16 protein-coding genes are annotated in these 18,033 nt (G+C 54.3%); 8 read left to right on the plus strand and 8 right to left on the minus strand.

Annotated elements, in window-relative coordinates; all coding sequences use genetic code 11:
* Window positions 1-54: 54 nt before the first annotated feature.
* The gene (metG, locus tag PAT9B_RS13265; RefSeq protein ID WP_013509784.1) at window positions 55-2,088 is read left to right on the plus strand and encodes a methionine--tRNA ligase; all 2,034 of its coding nucleotides are present in this window, start codon (window positions 55-57) and stop codon (window positions 2,086-2,088) included.
* Window positions 2,089-2,226: 138 nt separating this feature from the next.
* On the opposite strand, the gene PAT9B_RS13270 is transcribed toward metG, so the two are convergent.
* Window positions 2,227-2,580 (minus strand): endonuclease domain-containing protein, encoded by a 354-nt coding sequence (locus tag PAT9B_RS13270; RefSeq protein WP_013509785.1) that lies wholly within the window; start codon window positions 2,578-2,580, stop codon window positions 2,227-2,229.
* 151 nt (window positions 2,581-2,731) lie between these two features.
* On the opposite strand from PAT9B_RS13270, the gene PAT9B_RS13275 reads away from it, so the two are divergent.
* From PAT9B_RS13275 to sanA, 5 genes are all read left to right on the plus strand, one after another.
* Window positions 2,732-3,124 carry a CidA/LrgA family protein gene (locus tag PAT9B_RS13275; RefSeq protein WP_013509786.1) on the plus strand — a complete coding sequence of 131 codons (393 nt, stop codon included), beginning with the start codon at window positions 2,732-2,734 and terminating at the stop codon, window positions 3,122-3,124.
* Window positions 3,117-3,809 (plus strand): CidB/LrgB family autolysis modulator, encoded by a 693-nt coding sequence (locus tag PAT9B_RS13280; RefSeq protein ID WP_013509787.1) that lies wholly within the window; start codon window positions 3,117-3,119, stop codon window positions 3,807-3,809. The genes PAT9B_RS13275 and PAT9B_RS13280 overlap by 8 nt, the downstream gene beginning before the upstream one ends.
* A 119-nt stretch (window positions 3,810-3,928) precedes the next feature.
* Entirely contained in the window at window positions 3,929-4,828 is a 900-nt protein-coding gene (cdd, locus tag PAT9B_RS13285; protein WP_013509788.1) for a cytidine deaminase, read from the plus strand.
* 157 nt (window positions 4,829-4,985) lie between these two features.
* Window positions 4,986-6,683 (plus strand): NAD-dependent malic enzyme, encoded by a 1,698-nt coding sequence (locus tag PAT9B_RS13290; protein ID WP_013509789.1) that lies wholly within the window; start codon window positions 4,986-4,988, stop codon window positions 6,681-6,683.
* A gap of 139 nt (window positions 6,684-6,822) precedes the next feature.
* Window positions 6,823-7,542: an outer membrane permeability protein SanA gene (gene sanA / locus PAT9B_RS13295; RefSeq protein ID WP_013509790.1), complete on the plus strand. Its 720-nt coding sequence runs from the start codon at window positions 6,823-6,825 to the stop codon at window positions 7,540-7,542.
* A gap of 46 nt (window positions 7,543-7,588) precedes the next feature.
* Here sanA and mglC read toward each other — a convergent pair whose 3' ends face one another.
* The 7 genes from mglC to PAT9B_RS13330 all read right to left on the minus strand — a co-directional run bounded on the left by mglC (window position 7,589) and on the right by PAT9B_RS13330 (window position 15,825).
* Window positions 7,589-8,599, minus strand: a complete 1,011-nt coding sequence (gene mglC / locus PAT9B_RS13300) for a galactose/methyl galactoside ABC transporter permease MglC (RefSeq protein WP_013509791.1) — start codon at window positions 8,597-8,599, stop codon at window positions 7,589-7,591.
* An 18-nt stretch (window positions 8,600-8,617) separates the two neighbouring features.
* Entirely contained in the window at window positions 8,618-10,138 is a 1,521-nt protein-coding gene (mglA, locus tag PAT9B_RS13305) for a galactose/methyl galactoside ABC transporter ATP-binding protein MglA (protein WP_013509792.1), read from the minus strand.
* A 70-nt stretch (window positions 10,139-10,208) separates the two neighbouring features.
* Window positions 10,209-11,204 (minus strand): galactose/glucose ABC transporter substrate-binding protein MglB, encoded by a 996-nt coding sequence (gene mglB, locus PAT9B_RS13310; RefSeq protein WP_013509793.1) that lies wholly within the window; start codon window positions 11,202-11,204, stop codon window positions 10,209-10,211.
* A 304-nt stretch (window positions 11,205-11,508) separates the two neighbouring features.
* Window positions 11,509-12,549 carry an HTH-type transcriptional regulator GalS gene (galS, locus tag PAT9B_RS13315; RefSeq protein WP_013509794.1) on the minus strand — a complete coding sequence of 347 codons (1,041 nt, stop codon included), beginning with the start codon at window positions 12,547-12,549 and terminating at the stop codon, window positions 11,509-11,511.
* Between the two features lie 147 nt (window positions 12,550-12,696).
* Window positions 12,697-13,851 carry a DUF418 domain-containing protein YeiB gene (yeiB, locus tag PAT9B_RS13320; RefSeq protein ID WP_013509795.1) on the minus strand — a complete coding sequence of 385 codons (1,155 nt, stop codon included), beginning with the start codon at window positions 13,849-13,851 and terminating at the stop codon, window positions 12,697-12,699.
* 53 nt (window positions 13,852-13,904) lie between these two features.
* On the minus strand, window positions 13,905-14,570 hold the full coding sequence (folE, locus tag PAT9B_RS13325; protein ID WP_013509796.1) for a GTP cyclohydrolase I FolE: 666 nt from the start codon (window positions 14,568-14,570) through the stop codon (window positions 13,905-13,907).
* Window positions 14,571-14,694: 124 nt separating this feature from the next.
* Complete coding sequence (locus PAT9B_RS13330; protein WP_013509797.1) at window positions 14,695-15,825, minus strand: YbfB/YjiJ family MFS transporter; 1,131 nt, start codon at window positions 15,823-15,825, stop codon at window positions 14,695-14,697.
* 102 nt (window positions 15,826-15,927) lie between these two features.
* On the opposite strand from PAT9B_RS13330, the gene PAT9B_RS13335 reads away from it, so the two are divergent.
* Window positions 15,928-16,839, plus strand: coding sequence for a LysR family transcriptional regulator (locus PAT9B_RS13335; protein ID WP_013509798.1), 912 nt, complete (start codon window positions 15,928-15,930; stop codon window positions 16,837-16,839).
* 66 nt (window positions 16,840-16,905) lie between these two features.
* Complete coding sequence (locus PAT9B_RS13340) at window positions 16,906-18,030, plus strand: S-(hydroxymethyl)glutathione dehydrogenase/class III alcohol dehydrogenase (protein ID WP_013509799.1); 1,125 nt, start codon at window positions 16,906-16,908, stop codon at window positions 18,028-18,030.
* Window positions 18,031-18,033: the final 3 nt, after the last annotated feature.

The raw sequence follows: 18,033 nt of genomic DNA on the forward strand, positions 1-18,033 counted from the left end.
GCTTCGGTTAACATCTTAAGCCCGATTTTTCATTTACAGAAAGCTACGCAAACTATGACTCAAGTCGCTAAAAAAATTCTGGTAACGTGCGCGCTGCCATACGCGAACGGTTCAATCCATCTCGGCCACATGCTCGAGCATATCCAGGCAGACATTTGGGTGCGTTACCAGCGAATGCGTGGCAATCAGGTTTATTTCATCTGTGCAGACGACGCGCACGGTACGCCGATCATGCTGAAAGCCCAGCAGCTTGGTATCGCGCCTGAGCAGATGATTGCTGAGATGAAGCAAGAGCACGAAACCGACTTTGCCGGCTTCGACATCAGCTATGACAACTATCACTCGACGCACGGCGAAGAGAACCGCCAACTGTCGGAGCTGATTTATGGCCGTCTGAAAGAGAACGGCTTTATCAAAAATCGCACCATTTCTCAGCTGTACGATCCGGAAAAAGGCATGTTCCTGCCTGATCGTTTCGTAAAAGGTACCTGCCCGAAATGTAAATCGCCGGATCAGTATGGCGACAACTGCGAAGTGTGTGGTGCGACCTACAGCCCGACAGAATTGATCGAGCCGAAATCCGTGGTTTCTGGCGCAACACCGGTGATGCGTGATTCCGAACACTTCTTCTTTGATCTGCCGTCGTTCAGCGAAATGCTGCAAGCGTGGACCCGTTCTGGCGCATTGCAGGAACAGGTAGCGAACAAGATGCAGGAGTGGTTCGAGTCCGGTCTGCAACAATGGGACATCTCTCGCGATGCGCCGTATTTCGGCTTTGAAATCCCTGGCGCGCCAGGCAAATACTTCTACGTGTGGCTTGATGCTCCCATCGGCTACATGGGCTCGTTCAAAAACCTGTGTGACAAACGCGGCAATATCGATTTTGACGAGTTCTGGAAGAAAGACTCCACCACCGAGCTGTATCACTTTATCGGTAAGGACATTGTCTATTTCCACAGCCTGTTCTGGCCAGCCATGCTGGAAGGCAGCCAGTACCGTAAACCGACCAACCTGTTCGTACACGGTTATGTGACGGTGAATGGCGCGAAGATGTCGAAATCGCGTGGCACCTTTATCAAAGCCAGCACCTGGTTGCAGCACCTGGATGCCGACAGCCTGCGCTATTACTACGCGGCGAAACTCTCGTCACGTATCGACGATATCGACCTCAACCTGGAAGATTTCGTGCAGCGCGTCAACGCGGACATCGTCAACAAGGTGGTGAACCTGGCGTCACGTAATGCGGGCTTCCTGACCAAACGCTTTGGCGGCAAACTGTCGGCTGAACTGGCCGATCCGGCGCTGTATCAGACCTTTACCGATGCGTCTGAGAAGATCGGTGAAGCCTGGGCCAGCCGTGAATATAACCGTGCGATCCGTGAAATCATGGCGCTGGCCGATCTCGCCAACCGTTATGTTGATGAACAGGCACCGTGGGTGGTGGCGAAAGAGGAAGGCCGTGATGCTGACCTGCAAGCTATCTGCTCCATGGGCATCAATCTGTTCCGCGTATTGATGACCTGGCTGAAGCCGGTGCTGCCGTCGCTGAGTGCACGTGCCGAGGCTTTCCTGCAAAGTGAACTGAGCTGGGATGCGATCCAGCAACCGCTGCTGGATCACCACGTAGCGCCGTTCAAAGCGCTGTATGGCCGCATTGAGATGGCAAAAGTTGACGCATTGGTCGAAGCCTCCAAAGAAGACGCTGCCGCAGCCAACAAACCGGCCGTTACCGGTCCACTGGCGGATGCACCGATTGGTGAAGCCATCACCATTGATGACTTCGCGAAAGTCGATATGCGCGTAGCGTTGATCGAGAAGGCTGAGCTGGTGGAAGGTTCGGATAAACTGCTGCGCCTGGAGCTGGATGTGGGTGGTGAGAAGCGCCAGATTTTCTCCGGCATCCGTGCCGCCTATCCAGACCCGTCTGTGCTGGTCGGCAAGATGACCATCATCGTTGCCAACCTCGCACCACGTAAGATGCGTTTTGGTGTGTCGGAAGGCATGGTGCTGTCAGCCGGACCGGGTGGCAAAGACCTGTTCGTGTTGTCGGTAGACAGCGGCGCACAACCAGGGATGCCGGTAAAATAATACACTGCTGTTACCCTCACCCCGGCCCTCTCCCGCAAGCGGGAGAGGGAGATGTGTGTGCGGCCCTCTCCCGCTTGCGGGAGAGTGAGATGTGCAACTCCGGCGCGATTCGTCCCCTCTCCCGCAAGCGGGAGAGGGTTAGGGTGAGGGTGACGGATTAAGCTGCCGGTAAATCTCCTCCATCACCGCATCTAATTCGCAAAACACCTGATTATTCCAGAAGCGAATCACCCGCCATCCGCAACGATGCAAATAGGCTGTCCTGACTTCATCGTAGTGCAACGTCGATTGTTCAGCATGCTGACCACCATCAAGCTCGATAACCAGTAAACGCTCGATACAGGCAAAGTCGACAATGTAACGTCCGATTGCGTATTGCCGACGGAACTTAACCCCGCTTAAATTCCGGTCACGCAAAAAACGCCATAGCAGTAGCTCCGCCTCTGTCATATTCTTGCGAAGCTCGCGGCGTAGCAGAATCGATCTTTTCATCCTCACCTCCTTATGAAGGCCACCAGACTATGCTCTTTTAGCGCACAAATCTGGAAATGCCGCCAAACCCGGAATCTGTCTCGCAATGTGATCTCTGGCACGCTAAGCGCTTAATGCGTATGATGAAGCCCTGAGAAAACAGGAGCCTGTCATGCCCACCGTGCTGTCTGTCTGCTGGCGCTATTTACGTGCCTTTGTCATTATTTACGCTGCACTTTATGCCGGAATCGGCATTGCCGCCCTTCTCCCGATCACTATCCCCGGTAGCATCATCGGTATGTTGCTGTTGTTTACGCTGCTGGCGCTGCAAATTCTGCCGGTTGACTGGGTCAAACCAGGCTGCCATTTAATGATTCGCTACATGGCGTTGTTGTTTGTACCCATAAGCGTTGGCGTCATGGGTTACACCGACATCCTGACGGCCCAATTCGGTCCCATTGTGGTTTCCTGCCTGGTCAGCACCTTTCTGGTACTGGTGGTGGTGAGTTTAAGCGCTGAACGGATGCAGCGGCCGAAGACGCTAAAGGAGTCAGATGATGAGTGATATCTGGTGGTCATTGCCCCTCACCCTCGCGGCCTATTTTCTGGCTCGTAAGCTGGCGGCGAAAATCAATATCTCCATCATTAATCCGCTGCTGGTGGCGATGGCGATAGTCATCCCTATTTTGTTAGTCACCCATATGCCCTATGCGCGTTACTTTGCTGGCAGTGCCCTGCTGAATCAGCTGCTGCAACCGGCCGTCGTTGCGCTGGCATTGCCGTTGTATGAGCAAATGCATCAAATCCGCGCGCGCTGGAAAACCATCATCAGCGTTTGCTTTATCGGCAGCCTGACCGCGATGATTTCCGGCACGGCGATTGCCTTATGGTTGGGTGCGACACCGGAAATCGCGGCCACGATTATGCCAAAATCAGTCACCACGCCGATTGCCATGGCGGTCTCCGGCTCGTTGCATGGCATTCCTGCCATCAGCGCTATCTGCGTACTTATCGCCGGCGTGCTGGGGGCGGTGTTCGGTCATATGCTGCTGAATTTACTGAAGGTAAAAAGCAAGGCATCACGCGGCTTAGCCATTGGCAATGCCTCACATGCGCTGGGCACCGCACGTGCGGCAGAAATTGACTATCAGGAAGGTGCTTTCAGTTCTCTGGCACTGGTGATCTGCGGCATTATTACGTCGTTACTGGCACCGTTCCTGTATCCGGTTCTGATGCATTGGCTGGGCTGAAACTTGCGAGAGATCTCGCAAAGTTGAAACAAGCAAAACGTCTTACATTGTCATAGCGATATAGATCACATATAAACCTTCAGGCGGCGCGCCGCCGCTGACGAGGTAATGAGGCCATCATGCATCCAAGATTCACTTCCGCTTTCTCTGCCCTGCCGCAGGATTTACAGCAGGCGTTGCAACCCTTGCTGGACGCGGCCGATTTTCACGGCGTGGTGCAGCCACATGAAGTGACGCAGATACAACAAACAACCGGTCTGGACGCAGATGCCCTCGCCCTCGCCTTGTTGCCGCTGGCAGCCTCCTGTGCGATAGCGCCGGTGTCGAATTTTAATGTGGGTGCTATCGCGCGTGGCATCAGTGGCACCTGGTATTTCGGTGCCAATATGGAGTTCCGCGATGCCCCGTTGCAGCAGACGGTCCATGCCGAGCAGAGTGCCATCACCCATGCCTGGCTACGGGGTGAAACCCGGCTGGAGACCATCACGGTCAACTACACGCCCTGTGGCCACTGCCGTCAGTTTATGAATGAACTGAACAGCGGCACCGCCATTCGCATCAGCCTGCCGGGTCGGGCAATCAGCACGCTGGGCGATTATCTGCCGGATGCCTTTGGCCCGGCAGATCTGAATATTGCTGAACGCCTGCTCAGTCCGGTTAATCATGGTTTTGTTTTGCAGGGCGATAGCCTGCAACAGGCCGCCATTGAGGCGGCTAATCATAGCCATGCGCCTTACAGCCGGAGCTACAGCGGGGTCGCCCTGCGCAGCCGCAGTGGGCAAATTTTTACCGGACGCTATGCCGAAAATGCCGCATTCAACCCCAGCCTGCCTCCGTTACAGGCGGCCCTGATTCTGATGAATATGCATAACGAAGCGCTGGAGAGCGTGCAGCAGGCAGTGCTGGCAGAGTGTCAGGCGGCCACCCTCAGCCAACAGGATGCCACGCGCGCCACCCTGGCAGCGCTGGGATGTCATACCTTTGCAACAGAAATCTTGTCAGCCATCGCAGTTAAGTGATCCTTTTACCGCTTTTGTGACCTTTTATTAACAAAAGCTGTACATCTGCAGGAAATTTCATAGGATCGAGCGCCAGAAATCACTTCACAATAAGAAAGGCTGGCGTTACCTTTCCCGGCGACACGCCAGAAAACACTGCAACCGGAGCAAACATTGCATGGAACTCGAGTACGAAAGTAAACGTCCGCTGTATATCCCTTACGCGGGACCGATCCTGCTGGAATTTCCGCTGTTGAACAAAGGCAGCGCCTTCTCCCTCGAAGAACGTAATGAATTCAATCTTAATGGCCTGCTACCCGAAGCAGTTGAAACCATTGAAGAACAGGCAGAACGTGCCTGGCGTCAATTCCAGGATTTCAAAAACAATAACGACAAGCACGTTTATCTGCGCAATATCCAGGACACCAACGAAACCCTGTTCTACCGTCTGCTGGACAATCATCTGGAAGAGATGATGCCGATTATCTACACCCCGACAGTCGGTGCTGCCTGTGAACATTTCTCGGAAATTTATCGTCGCGCGCGCGGTGTCTTTATTTCCTATAACAACCGCGATCGCATCGAAGATATGCTGCAAAACGCCACCAAACAGAATGTGAAGGTGATCGTGGTGACTGACGGTGAGCGTATTCTTGGTCTTGGCGACCTCGGCATCGGCGGCATGGGCATTCCAATTGGTAAGCTGTCGCTGTATACCGCTTGTGGCGGTATCAGTCCGGCCTACACGCTGCCAGTGGTACTGGATGTGGGCACCAATAACCAGCAATTGCTGAATGACCCGCTGTACATGGGCTGGCGTCATCCTCGTATTTCTGGCGAAGAGTACGAAGCATTTGTGAATGATTTTATCCAGGCGGTTAAACGCCGCTGGCCGAAAGTGCTGTTGCAGTTTGAAGATTTTGCACAGAAAAACGCTATGCCGTTGCTGGAGCGCTATCGTGATGAGATCTGCTGCTTTAACGATGATATCCAGGGCACCGCAGCAGTCACTGTCGGCACCCTGATTGCCGCCAGCCGCGCCGCAGGCAGCCGTCTGTGCGAACAGAAAGTGGTTTTCCTCGGTGCCGGTTCAGCAGGCTGCGGTATCGCGGAACAAATCATCGCGCAGATGAAGTCGGAAGGCCTGAGCGATGATGAAGCACGTGCCCGGGTATTGATGGTGGATCGCTTCGGTCTGCTGACCGACAAATTGCCAAACCTGCTCGATTTCCAGAGCCGTCTGGTCCAGAAGAGTGACAATCTGCAAAGCTGGGATATCACCAGTGATTCCATTTCGCTGCTGGACGTGGTGCGCAACGCCAGGCCGGACATCCTGATTGGCGTTTCCGGCCAACCGGGCTTGTTCACCGAAGAGATCATCCGTGAAATGCACAAGCACTGTAAACGTCCGATTGTGATGCCGTTGTCAAACCCGACGTCACGTGTCGAAGCGACCCCGGCCGATATCATCGCCTGGACCGACGGTGCTGCACTGGTCGCCACCGGCAGCCCGTTTGCGCCAGTGAGCTGGAAAGGCAAAACCTACCCGATTGCGCAGTGTAACAACTCCTATATCTTCCCTGGCATCGGTCTGGGCGTGATCGCTGCGGGTGCGTCGCGTGTCACCGATTCAATGCTGATGACCGCCAGCCGTGCATTGGCCGATTGTTCACCGCTGGTGAATGACGGCGAAGGCCCGGTGCTGCCGGAGATCAAAGATATTCAGGGTGTATCGAAAATTATTGCGATGGAAGTGGGCAAAGCCGCGCAACTGGCCGGTGTTGCCGTGGTGACCTCTGAAGATGTGCTGTCGCTGGCAGTGAATAACAACTTCTGGCTGCCGCAGTATCGACACTATCGCCGTACCTCTATCTGATGCAGTAACCTTGCCGGGCTGTGATACAGACCCGGCAATGCTTAAAAAAACGCCAGCCAACTGGCGTTAACTTGCTTCCCGCCGAGGGCTAAAGTAGCCTTGAACCATTCCTTTTTTCGCCAACCGAGTGCCTGCGTGCATGATTAAACGCATTTTCATTGGTCTGCTTTTCATCATCTTACTGATGATGGCGACCGCGCTTGGCCTCGATCGCTGGATTAGCTGGAAAACGGCTCCCTTCATCTATGAAAATGTCGCCGCATTACCGCATCGCGAGGTAGGGGTGGTGTTGGGCACGGCCAAATATTATCGTACCGGCGTCATTAACCAGTATTACCTGTACCGTATTCAGGGCGCGCTTAACGCTTACAACAGTGGCAAGGTTAATTATCTGCTGTTGAGTGGCGACAATGCGCTGCAAAGCTACAACGAGCCGATGACCATGCGGCGGGATTTGATCAAAGCGGGTGTCGATCCGGCGGATATCGTGCTCGATTATGCTGGCTTCCGCACACTGGATTCGATCGTTCGCACGCGTAAAGTTTTCGATACCAATGATTTCATTATCATTACCCAGCGCTTCCACTGCGAGCGGGCGCTGTTTATTGCCCTGCATCTGGGAATTCAGGCGCAGTGTTATGCGGTACCCTCACCCAAAAATATGCTCACCGTCCGTTTCCGTGAGGTGGGTGCCCGCCTCGGCGCGCTGGCGGATCTGTATCTGATGAAACGTGAACCGCGTTTTTTGGGGCCGCTGGTGCCCATCCCGGCAGTACATGAAGTCCCGGACGATGCGCAGAGTTATCCGGCAGTCACACCGGAACAGTTGCTGGAACTGGAACAGAAACTGAAGAAATAAAAAAGGTCGGGAAATAATCCCGACCCCTTGTTCACCTGGCTGACGGTTACTTCTTACGTGCGTATTTCAGTGAATCCAGTGCCACGGCGAAGATAATGATGCCGCCCTTGATGATGTACTGCCAGTAAGGGTTAACACCGATATAAGTCAGACCGTAGTTGATAACGGTAAAGATGATCACACCGGTTACCACACCCGCTACCGTACCCACACCACCGGCGAAGGAGACACCGCCGACCACACAGGCCGCGATGGCATCAAGTTCATACATGAAACCAAGGTTGTTGGTAGCACTACCGATGCGCCCCGCTTCCAGCATCCCGCCAAAGGCATAGAACACGCCCGACAGTGCATATACCAGAATCAGGTTCAGCGGCACGTTCACACCAGAGACCTTGGCCGCTTCCGGGTTCCCACCGATCGCGAAGATGTTTTTACCGAAACGTGTTTTGTTCCACAGAATCCAGACGAACACGATGGCGATGATGGCGTAGAACGTAATGTACGACAGTTTGAAATCGCCAAAACGGAAGAAGCCTTGGGCAAACTTCGAGAAGCCAGCATCAAAACCCGCAATCGGTGATGCGCCCACAAAGTCGTAATACAGTGAGTTAATACCGTAAACGATGATCATGGTACCGAGGGTGGTGATGAACGGGGTCACTTTCAGGTAAGCGATGATGACACCGTTTACCAGGCCGATGATACCGCCAATCACGCATACGGTGAGGATCACCAGCGGAATCGGAACGGTGTCGAGGTGCGGGAACACCTTGTTTGCGTTATCCATCGCCTGCAACAGAGTGGCAGCCACCACCGCCGCGAGGCCAACCTGACGACCAGCCGACAGGTCAGTACCCTGAGTGACAATCAGCCCGGCGACACCGAGCGCAATAATAATACGCACCGATGACTGGGTCAGAATATTACTCAGGTTCATCAAACTTAAAAATGTCGGGTCCTGGAAAATAATAATAGCCAGCAGTACCAACAGGACAACGTAAATGCCGCCCTCTTTTAACCAGGTTAGCGCATTCTTTTTAGTAGTCGCTTTCATGTTAAAGCCCTTGCTTCATTAAAGGTGTAATGACGCTAAACGCAGGATTTCATTCTGCGAGGTCGTTTTGGTATCAACAATGCCCGCTACCTGTCCATTACTCATCACCAGAATGCGATCGGTAATGCCCAACAGCTCTGGCATTTCAGAAGAGATAATAATGATGCCCTTTTCTTTCTTCGCCAGTTCCGCAATCAACTGGTAAATCTCGAATTTTGCACCAACGTCAATTCCTCGCGTCGGTTCATCCAGCATTAGAATTTCCGGCTGAGTTAATAACCAGCGGCCAATAATCACTTTTTGCTGGTTACCACCAGAGAGCGATCCAATTTGAGTATGATGGCCGGGTGTTTTTACCCGCATCGCATCAATCACCCATTGGGTGTCGCTTTTCATGCGTTTATTGTCCAGCAACCCCATATTGTTTTTATACTTTCTGATATTTGAAATAAGCGAGTTAAAACCAATATCAAGGTAAGCATAAATACCGGTTGAGCGACGTTCTTCCGTTACCAGTGCAAAGCCATGGTTAATGGCTTCGTTGGCGGAGTGGTTATTAATTGCTTTCCCATGCAATTTGATGGTGCCGCCCGATTTTTCGCGAATACCAAACAGGGTCTCGACGATATCGGTACGTTTTGCCCCCACCAGACCGGCAATGCCCAGAATTTCACCTTTGTGCAGATCGAACGAGATATCGCGAATCGACGGCTGGCGCAGCGACGTCAAATGACGCACTTCCAGAATCACTTCGCCCGGCACGTTGGTTTTGTCCGGGAAGCGCTGGTTAAGCGAACGCCCCACCATCATGGCGATGATCCTATCCATATCCAGCCCTTCCAGCGGCTGGGTAGCAATCCATTGTCCGTCGCGCAGAATGGTAATTTCATCGCACAGCTGGAAAATTTCTTCCATCTTATGCGAGATATATACGATGCCGCAGCCACGATCTTTTAACTTACGGATAATGGTGAACAGATGATTAACTTCTTTTTCCGTCAACGACGACGTTGGCTCATCCATAATAACGATTTTGGCGTCATAGGAGAAAGCTTTGGCAATTTCAATCATCTGCATTTGCGAGACGGAAAGATTGGCCACTTTGTCGCGTGGATCAATATCAATATCCAGCTCTTCAAAGATCGCTTTCGTATCGCGATACATTTTATCCTGATCAACAAACACACCTTTGCGCGGATAGCGGCCCAGCCACATGTTATCCATGACGCTGCGTTGCAGAACCAGGTTTAATTCCTGATGCACCATCGACACGCCGTTTTCCAGCGCCTCTTTGGAGCTTTTGTAATCAATTTCTTCACCCTGAAACAGGATGCTCCCCGTATCCTTTTTATAAATCCCAAACAGGCATTTTAATAATGTGGATTTCCCGGCACCGTTTTCACCCATTAATGCATGAACCGAGTGGGGGCGCACTTTTAAATTCACATTATCTAAGGCTTTAACCCCTGGAAATGATTTTGAGACATTCGTCATCTCCAGCAGATATTCACGCTGTGTGGTCGGATTATCACTGGCCATAATTTACCTGGCTAAAAAAAGCGTTGGTCAGATGCAATAAGGCGCGGCGAAACGCCGCGCCCGGGACGGATTACTTCACAAACTGAGACAGATTATCTTTATCTACCGGTACGTAAGGAACGCGGACGATCTTATCAACCATCTTGAAGTTGGTGCCTTCGGTAGCAGGTTTGCCGTCAGCCAGGTTTTTCGCCATATCCAGCGTGGCTTTGGCCTGGTTTTCCGCATCGTTCAGCACCGTACCGGCCAACGCGCCAGATTTGATCAGCGCCAGCGCTTCCGGCAGGGCGTCAACACCAAACACCGGGATAGAGGTCATGTTGTGCGCTTTCAGCGCTTCAACCGCACCCATCGCCATCGCATCGTTGTTGGCGATCACCACTTCGATTTTCTTCGAGTTCGGGCCAGACAACCAGGCGTCCATCTTATCTTTCGCCTGCGCGGTATCCCACATCGCCGTATCCATCGCTAACTGCTGGGTTTTGATACCGTCTTTGTTCAGCGTATCGATAACGTATTTAGTACGGGCTTCCGCATCCGGATGGCCCGGCTCGCCTTTCAGCAGGACATACTGAATTTCGCCGTCTTTGTTCAGATCCCAGGCCGGGGTCGCTTTCCAGTGCTTCTCAATCAATTTGCCCTGGATAACGCCAGATTCTTTGGAGTCAGTCCCTACGTAGTAGGCTTTGTCATAGCTGGCCAGCACTTTAGCGTTCGGTTCTTTGTTGAAGAACACCACCGGCACATCGTTCGCTTTCGCTTTATCAATCACCACTGCGGCAGCCGCCGGGTCCACCAGGTTGATTGCCAGTGCTTTCACGCCTTTGGCCATCAGTACGTCAATCTGATCGTTCTGTTTTGACTGGTCATTCTGCGAGTCATTCATCAGCAGCTGTACGCCGCCCACTTTCTTCGCTTCGCTCTCAATGTCCTTACGCACCATGGACATAAAGTTGTCGTCATATTTGTAGATGGTGACGCCAATTCGGGTATCGGCGGCATGTGCAGTCGCACCAAACATCATGCTGGCAACCAGTGCTGTGAGCGTGAAAACCTTCTTATTCATGGTATCTCCGGTTTTTTTATGCAGGGTATTTCATCGCGCCGTGCTGCTCTGCGGCAGACAACGCAGTCGGTTGAAACTCTCTGATGGGTGGTTGCGTTACGCTTAAGCCGAACCCCACCGTTTTCCTGACTTCCCTGTACGTAACCGCTTCCTGAAGAATGTTGTGAACCATTTCAATCGGCTGCTGAAACCATACCGGGGAAGGAAAACCCGGCGTTACATAATGTTTCAGTCCGGTAAGACGCTGCCATCATAGTGAGCGCCATGTTAATTAACTGTGAATACAATCACAGATTGAAAACGGTTACACAGGCCCATCGCCTGAATTAGTGACGGACTCCACATTTTGCCGCTGGGCCACGGAATGGCGACGTACCAGCGTGGGCATAAAGCAATGGGTGGCGTTGTGATCAAGCTCACCGGCTGCGCCTTTCAGCGCCAACTCAGTCGCCAGTTTTGCCATAGAAACAATGGGATAGCGCACAGTTGTCAATTGCGGATCGGTATAGCGTGAGATGGGAATGTCATCGAAACCGATGACGGAGAAATGCTGTGGCACCTGGATGCCATTGTCCTTCAGGGCCGTGAGCGCACCGGCGGCCATGCCGTCGTTATAGGAAAAAACGGCGGTTAAATGTTGGTTACGGCCAAGTAACTCCACCATGGCCGCTTCACCGCCTTGCATATCAGGCTCCGCCTGCGCGATCCAGCTTTCCGGTGGGCGTATCCCCTGCTCTGCCAGCGCCTGTAACCAGCCTTCACGGCGCTGGGCGACATCTTCAATCGGATGGCTGGAGCTGAGAAAACCAATGCGTTGGTGGCCCTGTTGTAACAGCATGCGCGTGGCGACCAGCGCACCGGTCACATTATCGAGGCAGACGCAACGGTCTTCATAGCCCGGAATCGTGCGATTAATCAACACCATACCCGGAACTTGTTCGAGAAATTGCGCCAGCTCAGCGTCTGAAAGCGTTTTCGCGTGCACCACCAGCGCGTTACAACGCTGGCGGATCAATACCTCAATGGCATGACGCTCTTTCTCTTCCTGATGCCAGGAATTGCTAATCAGCACGTGTTTGTGCATGCGCTGGGCGACGGTATCCACCGATTTCACCAGCGCGCCAAAGAAGGGATCGGACACGTCCATAACGACCACGCCGATGGTATCACTGACCTGCGTTGCCAACGCCTGAGCGTTCGCGTTGGGCCGATAGCCCAGGGTTTCCACCGCTTGTAGGACGGCGTCGCGGGTATCTGGCGTAACGGCACTGCTGTTATTGAGCACTCGTGAGACGGTGGCTACCGACACACCGGCCTGACGGGCGACATCACGAATCGTTATCATGCAGCTGTTCCACAGAGGAGAAAATGCGCCTGGTGCGCGTAACGGCGCTATTCTGTCAGGGCATTAGTGGGCACAGCGTGAATCACGTCACACGGATGAAAACGGTTACATACAATTCTGCAACCTTTGTGATGGCCGTCATTATCTTTACGAGATCGCGTTACTTGATTTCCCGGCGGCCAGGGCGGTCAGTTTGCGCCATAACCACTCCATCGGCCCCTGGCGGAACGCACGAAGCCACAGAACGGAAAACAGGATATTAACCAGCCAGATAGCCGGGACGAAGGCGAGTAAATGCAGGCGGTCAAACTTCATAAACCAACCGAAACGGTAGAACAACGTGGTGCAGATCAGCGTCTGGAGCAGGTAATTGCTGAGCGCCATGCGCCCGACACATTGAATGGCGAAGCTGAGACGCGTGCGGGCGATTTGCGGCCAAAAGCCGAGGCAGAGTGCCGCATAGCCGAGGCTGATAAACGGGCTGGCCACATCACGCGGCACCTGTAAATAAAAGCCGCTCCAGATAAATTCCCAGCCCAGATGCCACTGTGCGATGATGCCGGGAATGGCTATCAGCCAGCCGACACTGAGCAGGATCACCGCAGCACGCCGATAATGCTGCACGCTAAACTGGCCGCTCAGCCAGCCACTGCGCATCAGCGCCGCACCGATCAGCATTAACCCCGCCAACTGCCAACCGTATTGCGACGCCAACGCCATCAGGCTGGATGACAGATGATCAAGCCGGTTTTGCACCGTCTCCCAGCCGCCCAGCAGTTTCCAGTACCGTTCATATTGCAGATCGGCCGCTCCGGGCAACCAGGAACGGCTGGGCTGTGGCGTGGAAATCGCGCCAAACACCAGCAGCACGCCACAGCCGACCAGATAGAGCAGTACGCCGGTTTGGAGCAAGGCGCGCTCCGATGGCACTTCGCGCAACATCCGCCAGATAATCAGCCCGACCAGGCCATAATCCAGCAGGATATCCCCTTCCCAGAAAAACACCGCGTGAATAAACCCCAGCAGCACCAATAGCGATAAACGCGAGGTTATCCAGCGACTGCCGCGTGGGATTTGCAGATGCAGGCCCGCACCAAACAGCAACGCAAACAGCGTGAGGAATTTGAGCTGTGCCAGCCCGTCCATGATCGCCCAGGTCCAGGCGTCAGATAGCGATATCTCACCCTGCCAGGCCGGGTTGAGGTAGGCAGCCGACGGCAAACCGAAACCCACAATATTGAGCAACAGAATGCCCAGAATGGCGCAACCACGAATGAAATCCAGCGCGAGATAGCGTTGCATCCGGTGTCCTGAGAGAGAAATGAAAACTGGCGGCAAAAGCCGCCCAAATTAATTTAGTTGTGACGTACCGCGCGCAGAAACTCCTGGCGGGTATTCTGGCTGGATTTGAACAAACCACCCAGAGATGTGGTGGTGGTGGCGCTGGTCGCATCCTTGACGCCGCGCGCTTTCACGCAGTAATGCACCGCATCGATCGATACCGCCACGTTGTTGGTACCGAGCAGGGTTTGCAGCGCCACCAATACCTGCTGGGTCAGGCGCTCCTGCACCTGCGGACGCTGGGCAAAGAACTGCACGATACGGTTGATTTTCGACAGGCCAATCACCTTATCTTTCGGGATGTAAGCCACGGTGGCTTTCCCGTCGATAATCACAAAATGATGTTCGCAGGTGCTGGTCAGCGTGATATCGCGCACCGTCACCATTTCATCGACCTTCATCTTGTTTTCGATAACGGTGATTTTCGGGAAATTGGCATAGTCGAGACCTGAAAAAATTTCATCCACATACATTTTGGCAATGCGATGTGGCGTCTCCATCAGGCTGTCATCTTCCAGGTCAAGATTCAGCAGCTGCATAATTTCGGTCATATGACCGGCGATCTGACGCTTACGGGTTTCGTCGTCCATCTCGCGCACCGGGGCGCGTAACGGCGTTTCCAGGCCACGCGCCAGCAGCGCTTCATGAACCAGGGCGGCTTCCTGACTTAAGGTGCTCATCGTACTCTTCTCCGGCAGGTGATGCGCCCGCAGGTGGGAGCCTGCGGGGGAAATTCTGAGCGCGTATTGTGAAACACTCCGCGCCCTTAATCCAGCAATCAATCCGATTGGAGATGAAAGCTTTTCATGGAGCCGCACGACGCAGGACCAGTGCCCCGGCCAACAGTAGGCCCGCGCCGGCGACCCATAACGCCGGTTCGAGTTGATGCCACAGCAGCGAGGAGATCCACGACAACAGTGGCCCGCCGAGTTGCCCGACGGCGTAACCGGTGGTCAGCAATCCAGCCAGATAGCGCGTATGCTGCGGTGCCAGCTCACGGCCATACTGTAACGCCAGCTGCACCACGCACAGGAAACCGCCACCAATGAGCGCAGCACCGATCATCAGGCCATTCAGTCCTGGCATCACACTGGCCGCGATCACCCCCAGCGCCTGCGCCCAGAGCACCAGTGCCAGGCGGATATGGCTGCTGCCCCAGTGACGGGTCACTATGCCCAGCACAATGCCGATCACCGCCGCACCGCCAAACACCGGCCAGACAAACTGTGCAAACGCGCTGTGCGGAAAACGGGCGGCCGCCATTTGCGATAAAAAGGTCGCGGGCAGAATATAACCAAACCCGGCGAGGCTGTAGCTCAACACCAGGCGCTTCAGGTTGCCATTCAGGATCAGCGGTGCGGGTGCCTGATCGGGGCGATGCAGCTGACCTTTACGCGGTAAAAAACGGGCGATGGCGGCAATCAATACCAGCGCCAGCAGACCATAAGCGCCCCATGCCAGGGCGGCACTGGCACCGCTGGCATGCAGCACAACCGCCAGCATACCGCTGAGGAAAATGCCGGTGCCCGGCCCGGCAAAGACCGCGGCTGACAACCCCGGACGGCCATGATGCAGCAGTTGCTCATTGCTCCACGCCGCCACCAGCACCATCGCCCAGCCGCTGGCGCAGCCAATCAGGAAACGGATCAGGCCATGTAACCACGGCCCACTGACACCCGCGGAGAGCAACGTCAGCACCACTGCGCCCCACACCCCCATCTGCAAGCGCCACTCAACGCGGCTGCGGGCACGCATCGCATCAAAGGAACCGCACAGATAACCCAGGTAGTTCAGCGCGGCCACCAGACTGGCGCTGGTGAGCGTCAGTTGATGATCCTGAATCATCAACGGTACCTGCGGGGTGAAGGCAAATCGCCCAATCCCCATAGCAACCACTAAACTTAAGAATGCGCTGAGCGCGACGCGAAATGGCATAACCAACCCCTGATATTGTTTTATCACTTGCTTCAAGCATGCGCGATGTTTAAACTCACGAAAAGTGAATAATATTAACTAAGTTGTTTACGAGAAGAGAATATGGATTTAGTCCAGTTACGCATGTTCTGTTCTGTGGCCGAAACCGGCTCGCTGGTTCGCGCGGCGGAGCAACTGCACCGTGTCCCCTCCAACCTCACTACCCGTCTGCGTCAGCTGGAGGAAGAGTTGGGCGTGGACCTGTTTATCCGCGAGAAACAACGTATCCGTTTGTCGCCGATGGGCCACAACTTTCTGAATTACGCCCAGCGTATTCTGGCGTTGAGCGACGAGGCGATGAGTATGACACGCGCAGGCGAACCCGGTGGCAATTTTGCCCTCGGTTCGATGGAAAGCACCGCCGCGACCCGTCTGCCAGGTCTGCTGGCGGCCTATCATCAGCGTTTTCCTGCGGTGGCGCTGTCGCTGATCACCGGCACTTCGGGTGAGATCATCGATAAAGTGCGCGAAGGCACGCTGGCCGCCGCGCTGGTAGATGGCCCGGTCACCCACGATGATTTAAACGGCTGCATCGCCTTTCGCGAAGAGATGGTGCTGATCACCAGCCTTGAACACAAACCGATTATCAATGCCCGAGACACTCAGGGCGATACGCTGTTTGCCTTCCGCAACAGTTGTTCGTATCGCGTCAAACTTGAATCCTGGTATCGCGACAGCCAAACCGCGCCGGATAGCGTGATGGAAATCCAGTCTTATCACGCGATGATGGCCTGTGTGGCTGGGGGGGCCGGAGTGGCGATGATCCCGGCGTCGGTACTGCATCAAATGCCCGGTAAAGTTCGGGTGCAGGAACACGCCCTACCACCAGAATATCGCGACACCGCCACCTGGCTGATGTGGCGACGTGATGCTTTCACCCCCAATGTGGAAGCGTTGAAGTATTTGATTATTGAACAATTTGACGACCGGCCGCTGAATGATGAGTTGATGCATCCTTTGCATGCAGCCGAGTAATTTTAACCGTTATCACGACCAACGGGCCGTCTGTCTGGCCCGCATCTTTACAGGAAGAGGAATTGCATGAACATGATTAAAACCCGTGCCGCCGTTGCCTGGGCAGCTGGTGAACCGCTGAAAATCGAAGAAGTGGATCTGATGCCGCCACAGAAAGGCGAAGTGCTGGTACGCATCGTGGCGACCGGTGTCTGCCATACCGATGCCTACACCCTGTCGGGTAAAGATCCGGAAGGTGTGTTCCCGGCGATCCTCGGCCATGAAGGCGGCGGTGTGGTCGAAGCGGTTGGCGAGGGTGTAACCAGCGTGGCCGTGGGTGATCACGTGATCCCGTTGTACACCCCGGAGTGCGGCAAATGTAAGTTCTGTCTGTCGGGCAAAACCAACCTGTGCCAGGCGATCCGCGCCACCCAGGGTAAAGGTTTGATGCCGGATGGCACCACCCGTTTCTTTAAAGACGGCCAGCCGATTTTCCACTACATGGGCACCTCAACCTTCTCTGAGTACACCGTGGTGCCGGAAATTTCGCTGGCGAAAATCAGCAAAGAAGCGCCGCTGGAAGAAGTGTGCCTGCTGGGCTGTGGCGTCACCACCGGTATGGGCGCAGTGATGAACACCGCCAAAGTGAAAGAAGGCGATACCGTGGCGATCTTCGGTCTGGGTGGCATCGGTCTGTCGGCCATTATCGGTGCGAAGATGGCAAAAGCCGGACGCATTATCGGTATCGATCTCAACACCAGCAAGTTTGATCTGGCACGCAAGTTGGGTGCGACCGATCTGATCAACCCGAAAGATTATGACAAGCCGATCCAGGATGTGATTGTTGAGCTGACGGATGGCGGCGTGGATTACTCCTTCGAGTGTATCGGCAACGTCAACGTAATGCGTTCCGCGCTGGAATGCTGCCACAAAGGCTGGGGCGAATCCGTGATTATTGGTGTAGCTGGTGCCGGTGAAGAGATCTCCACCCGTCCGTTCCAACTGGTGACCGGTCGCGTATGGCGTGGTTCCGCGTTCGGCGGCGTGAAAGGCCGTAGCCAACTGCCGGGTATCGTGCAGGATTACCTCGACGGTAAATTCGCACTCAACGATTTCATCACCCACACCATGCCGCTGGAAGAGATTAACGACGCCTTTGACTTGATGCACGAAGGAAAATCCATCCGCTCGGTGGTGCACTTCAACAAATAAGCA

It is taken from the genome of Pantoea sp. At-9b, from assembly GCF_000175935.2.
Lineage (GTDB): Bacteria > Pseudomonadota > Gammaproteobacteria > Enterobacterales > Enterobacteriaceae > Pantoea.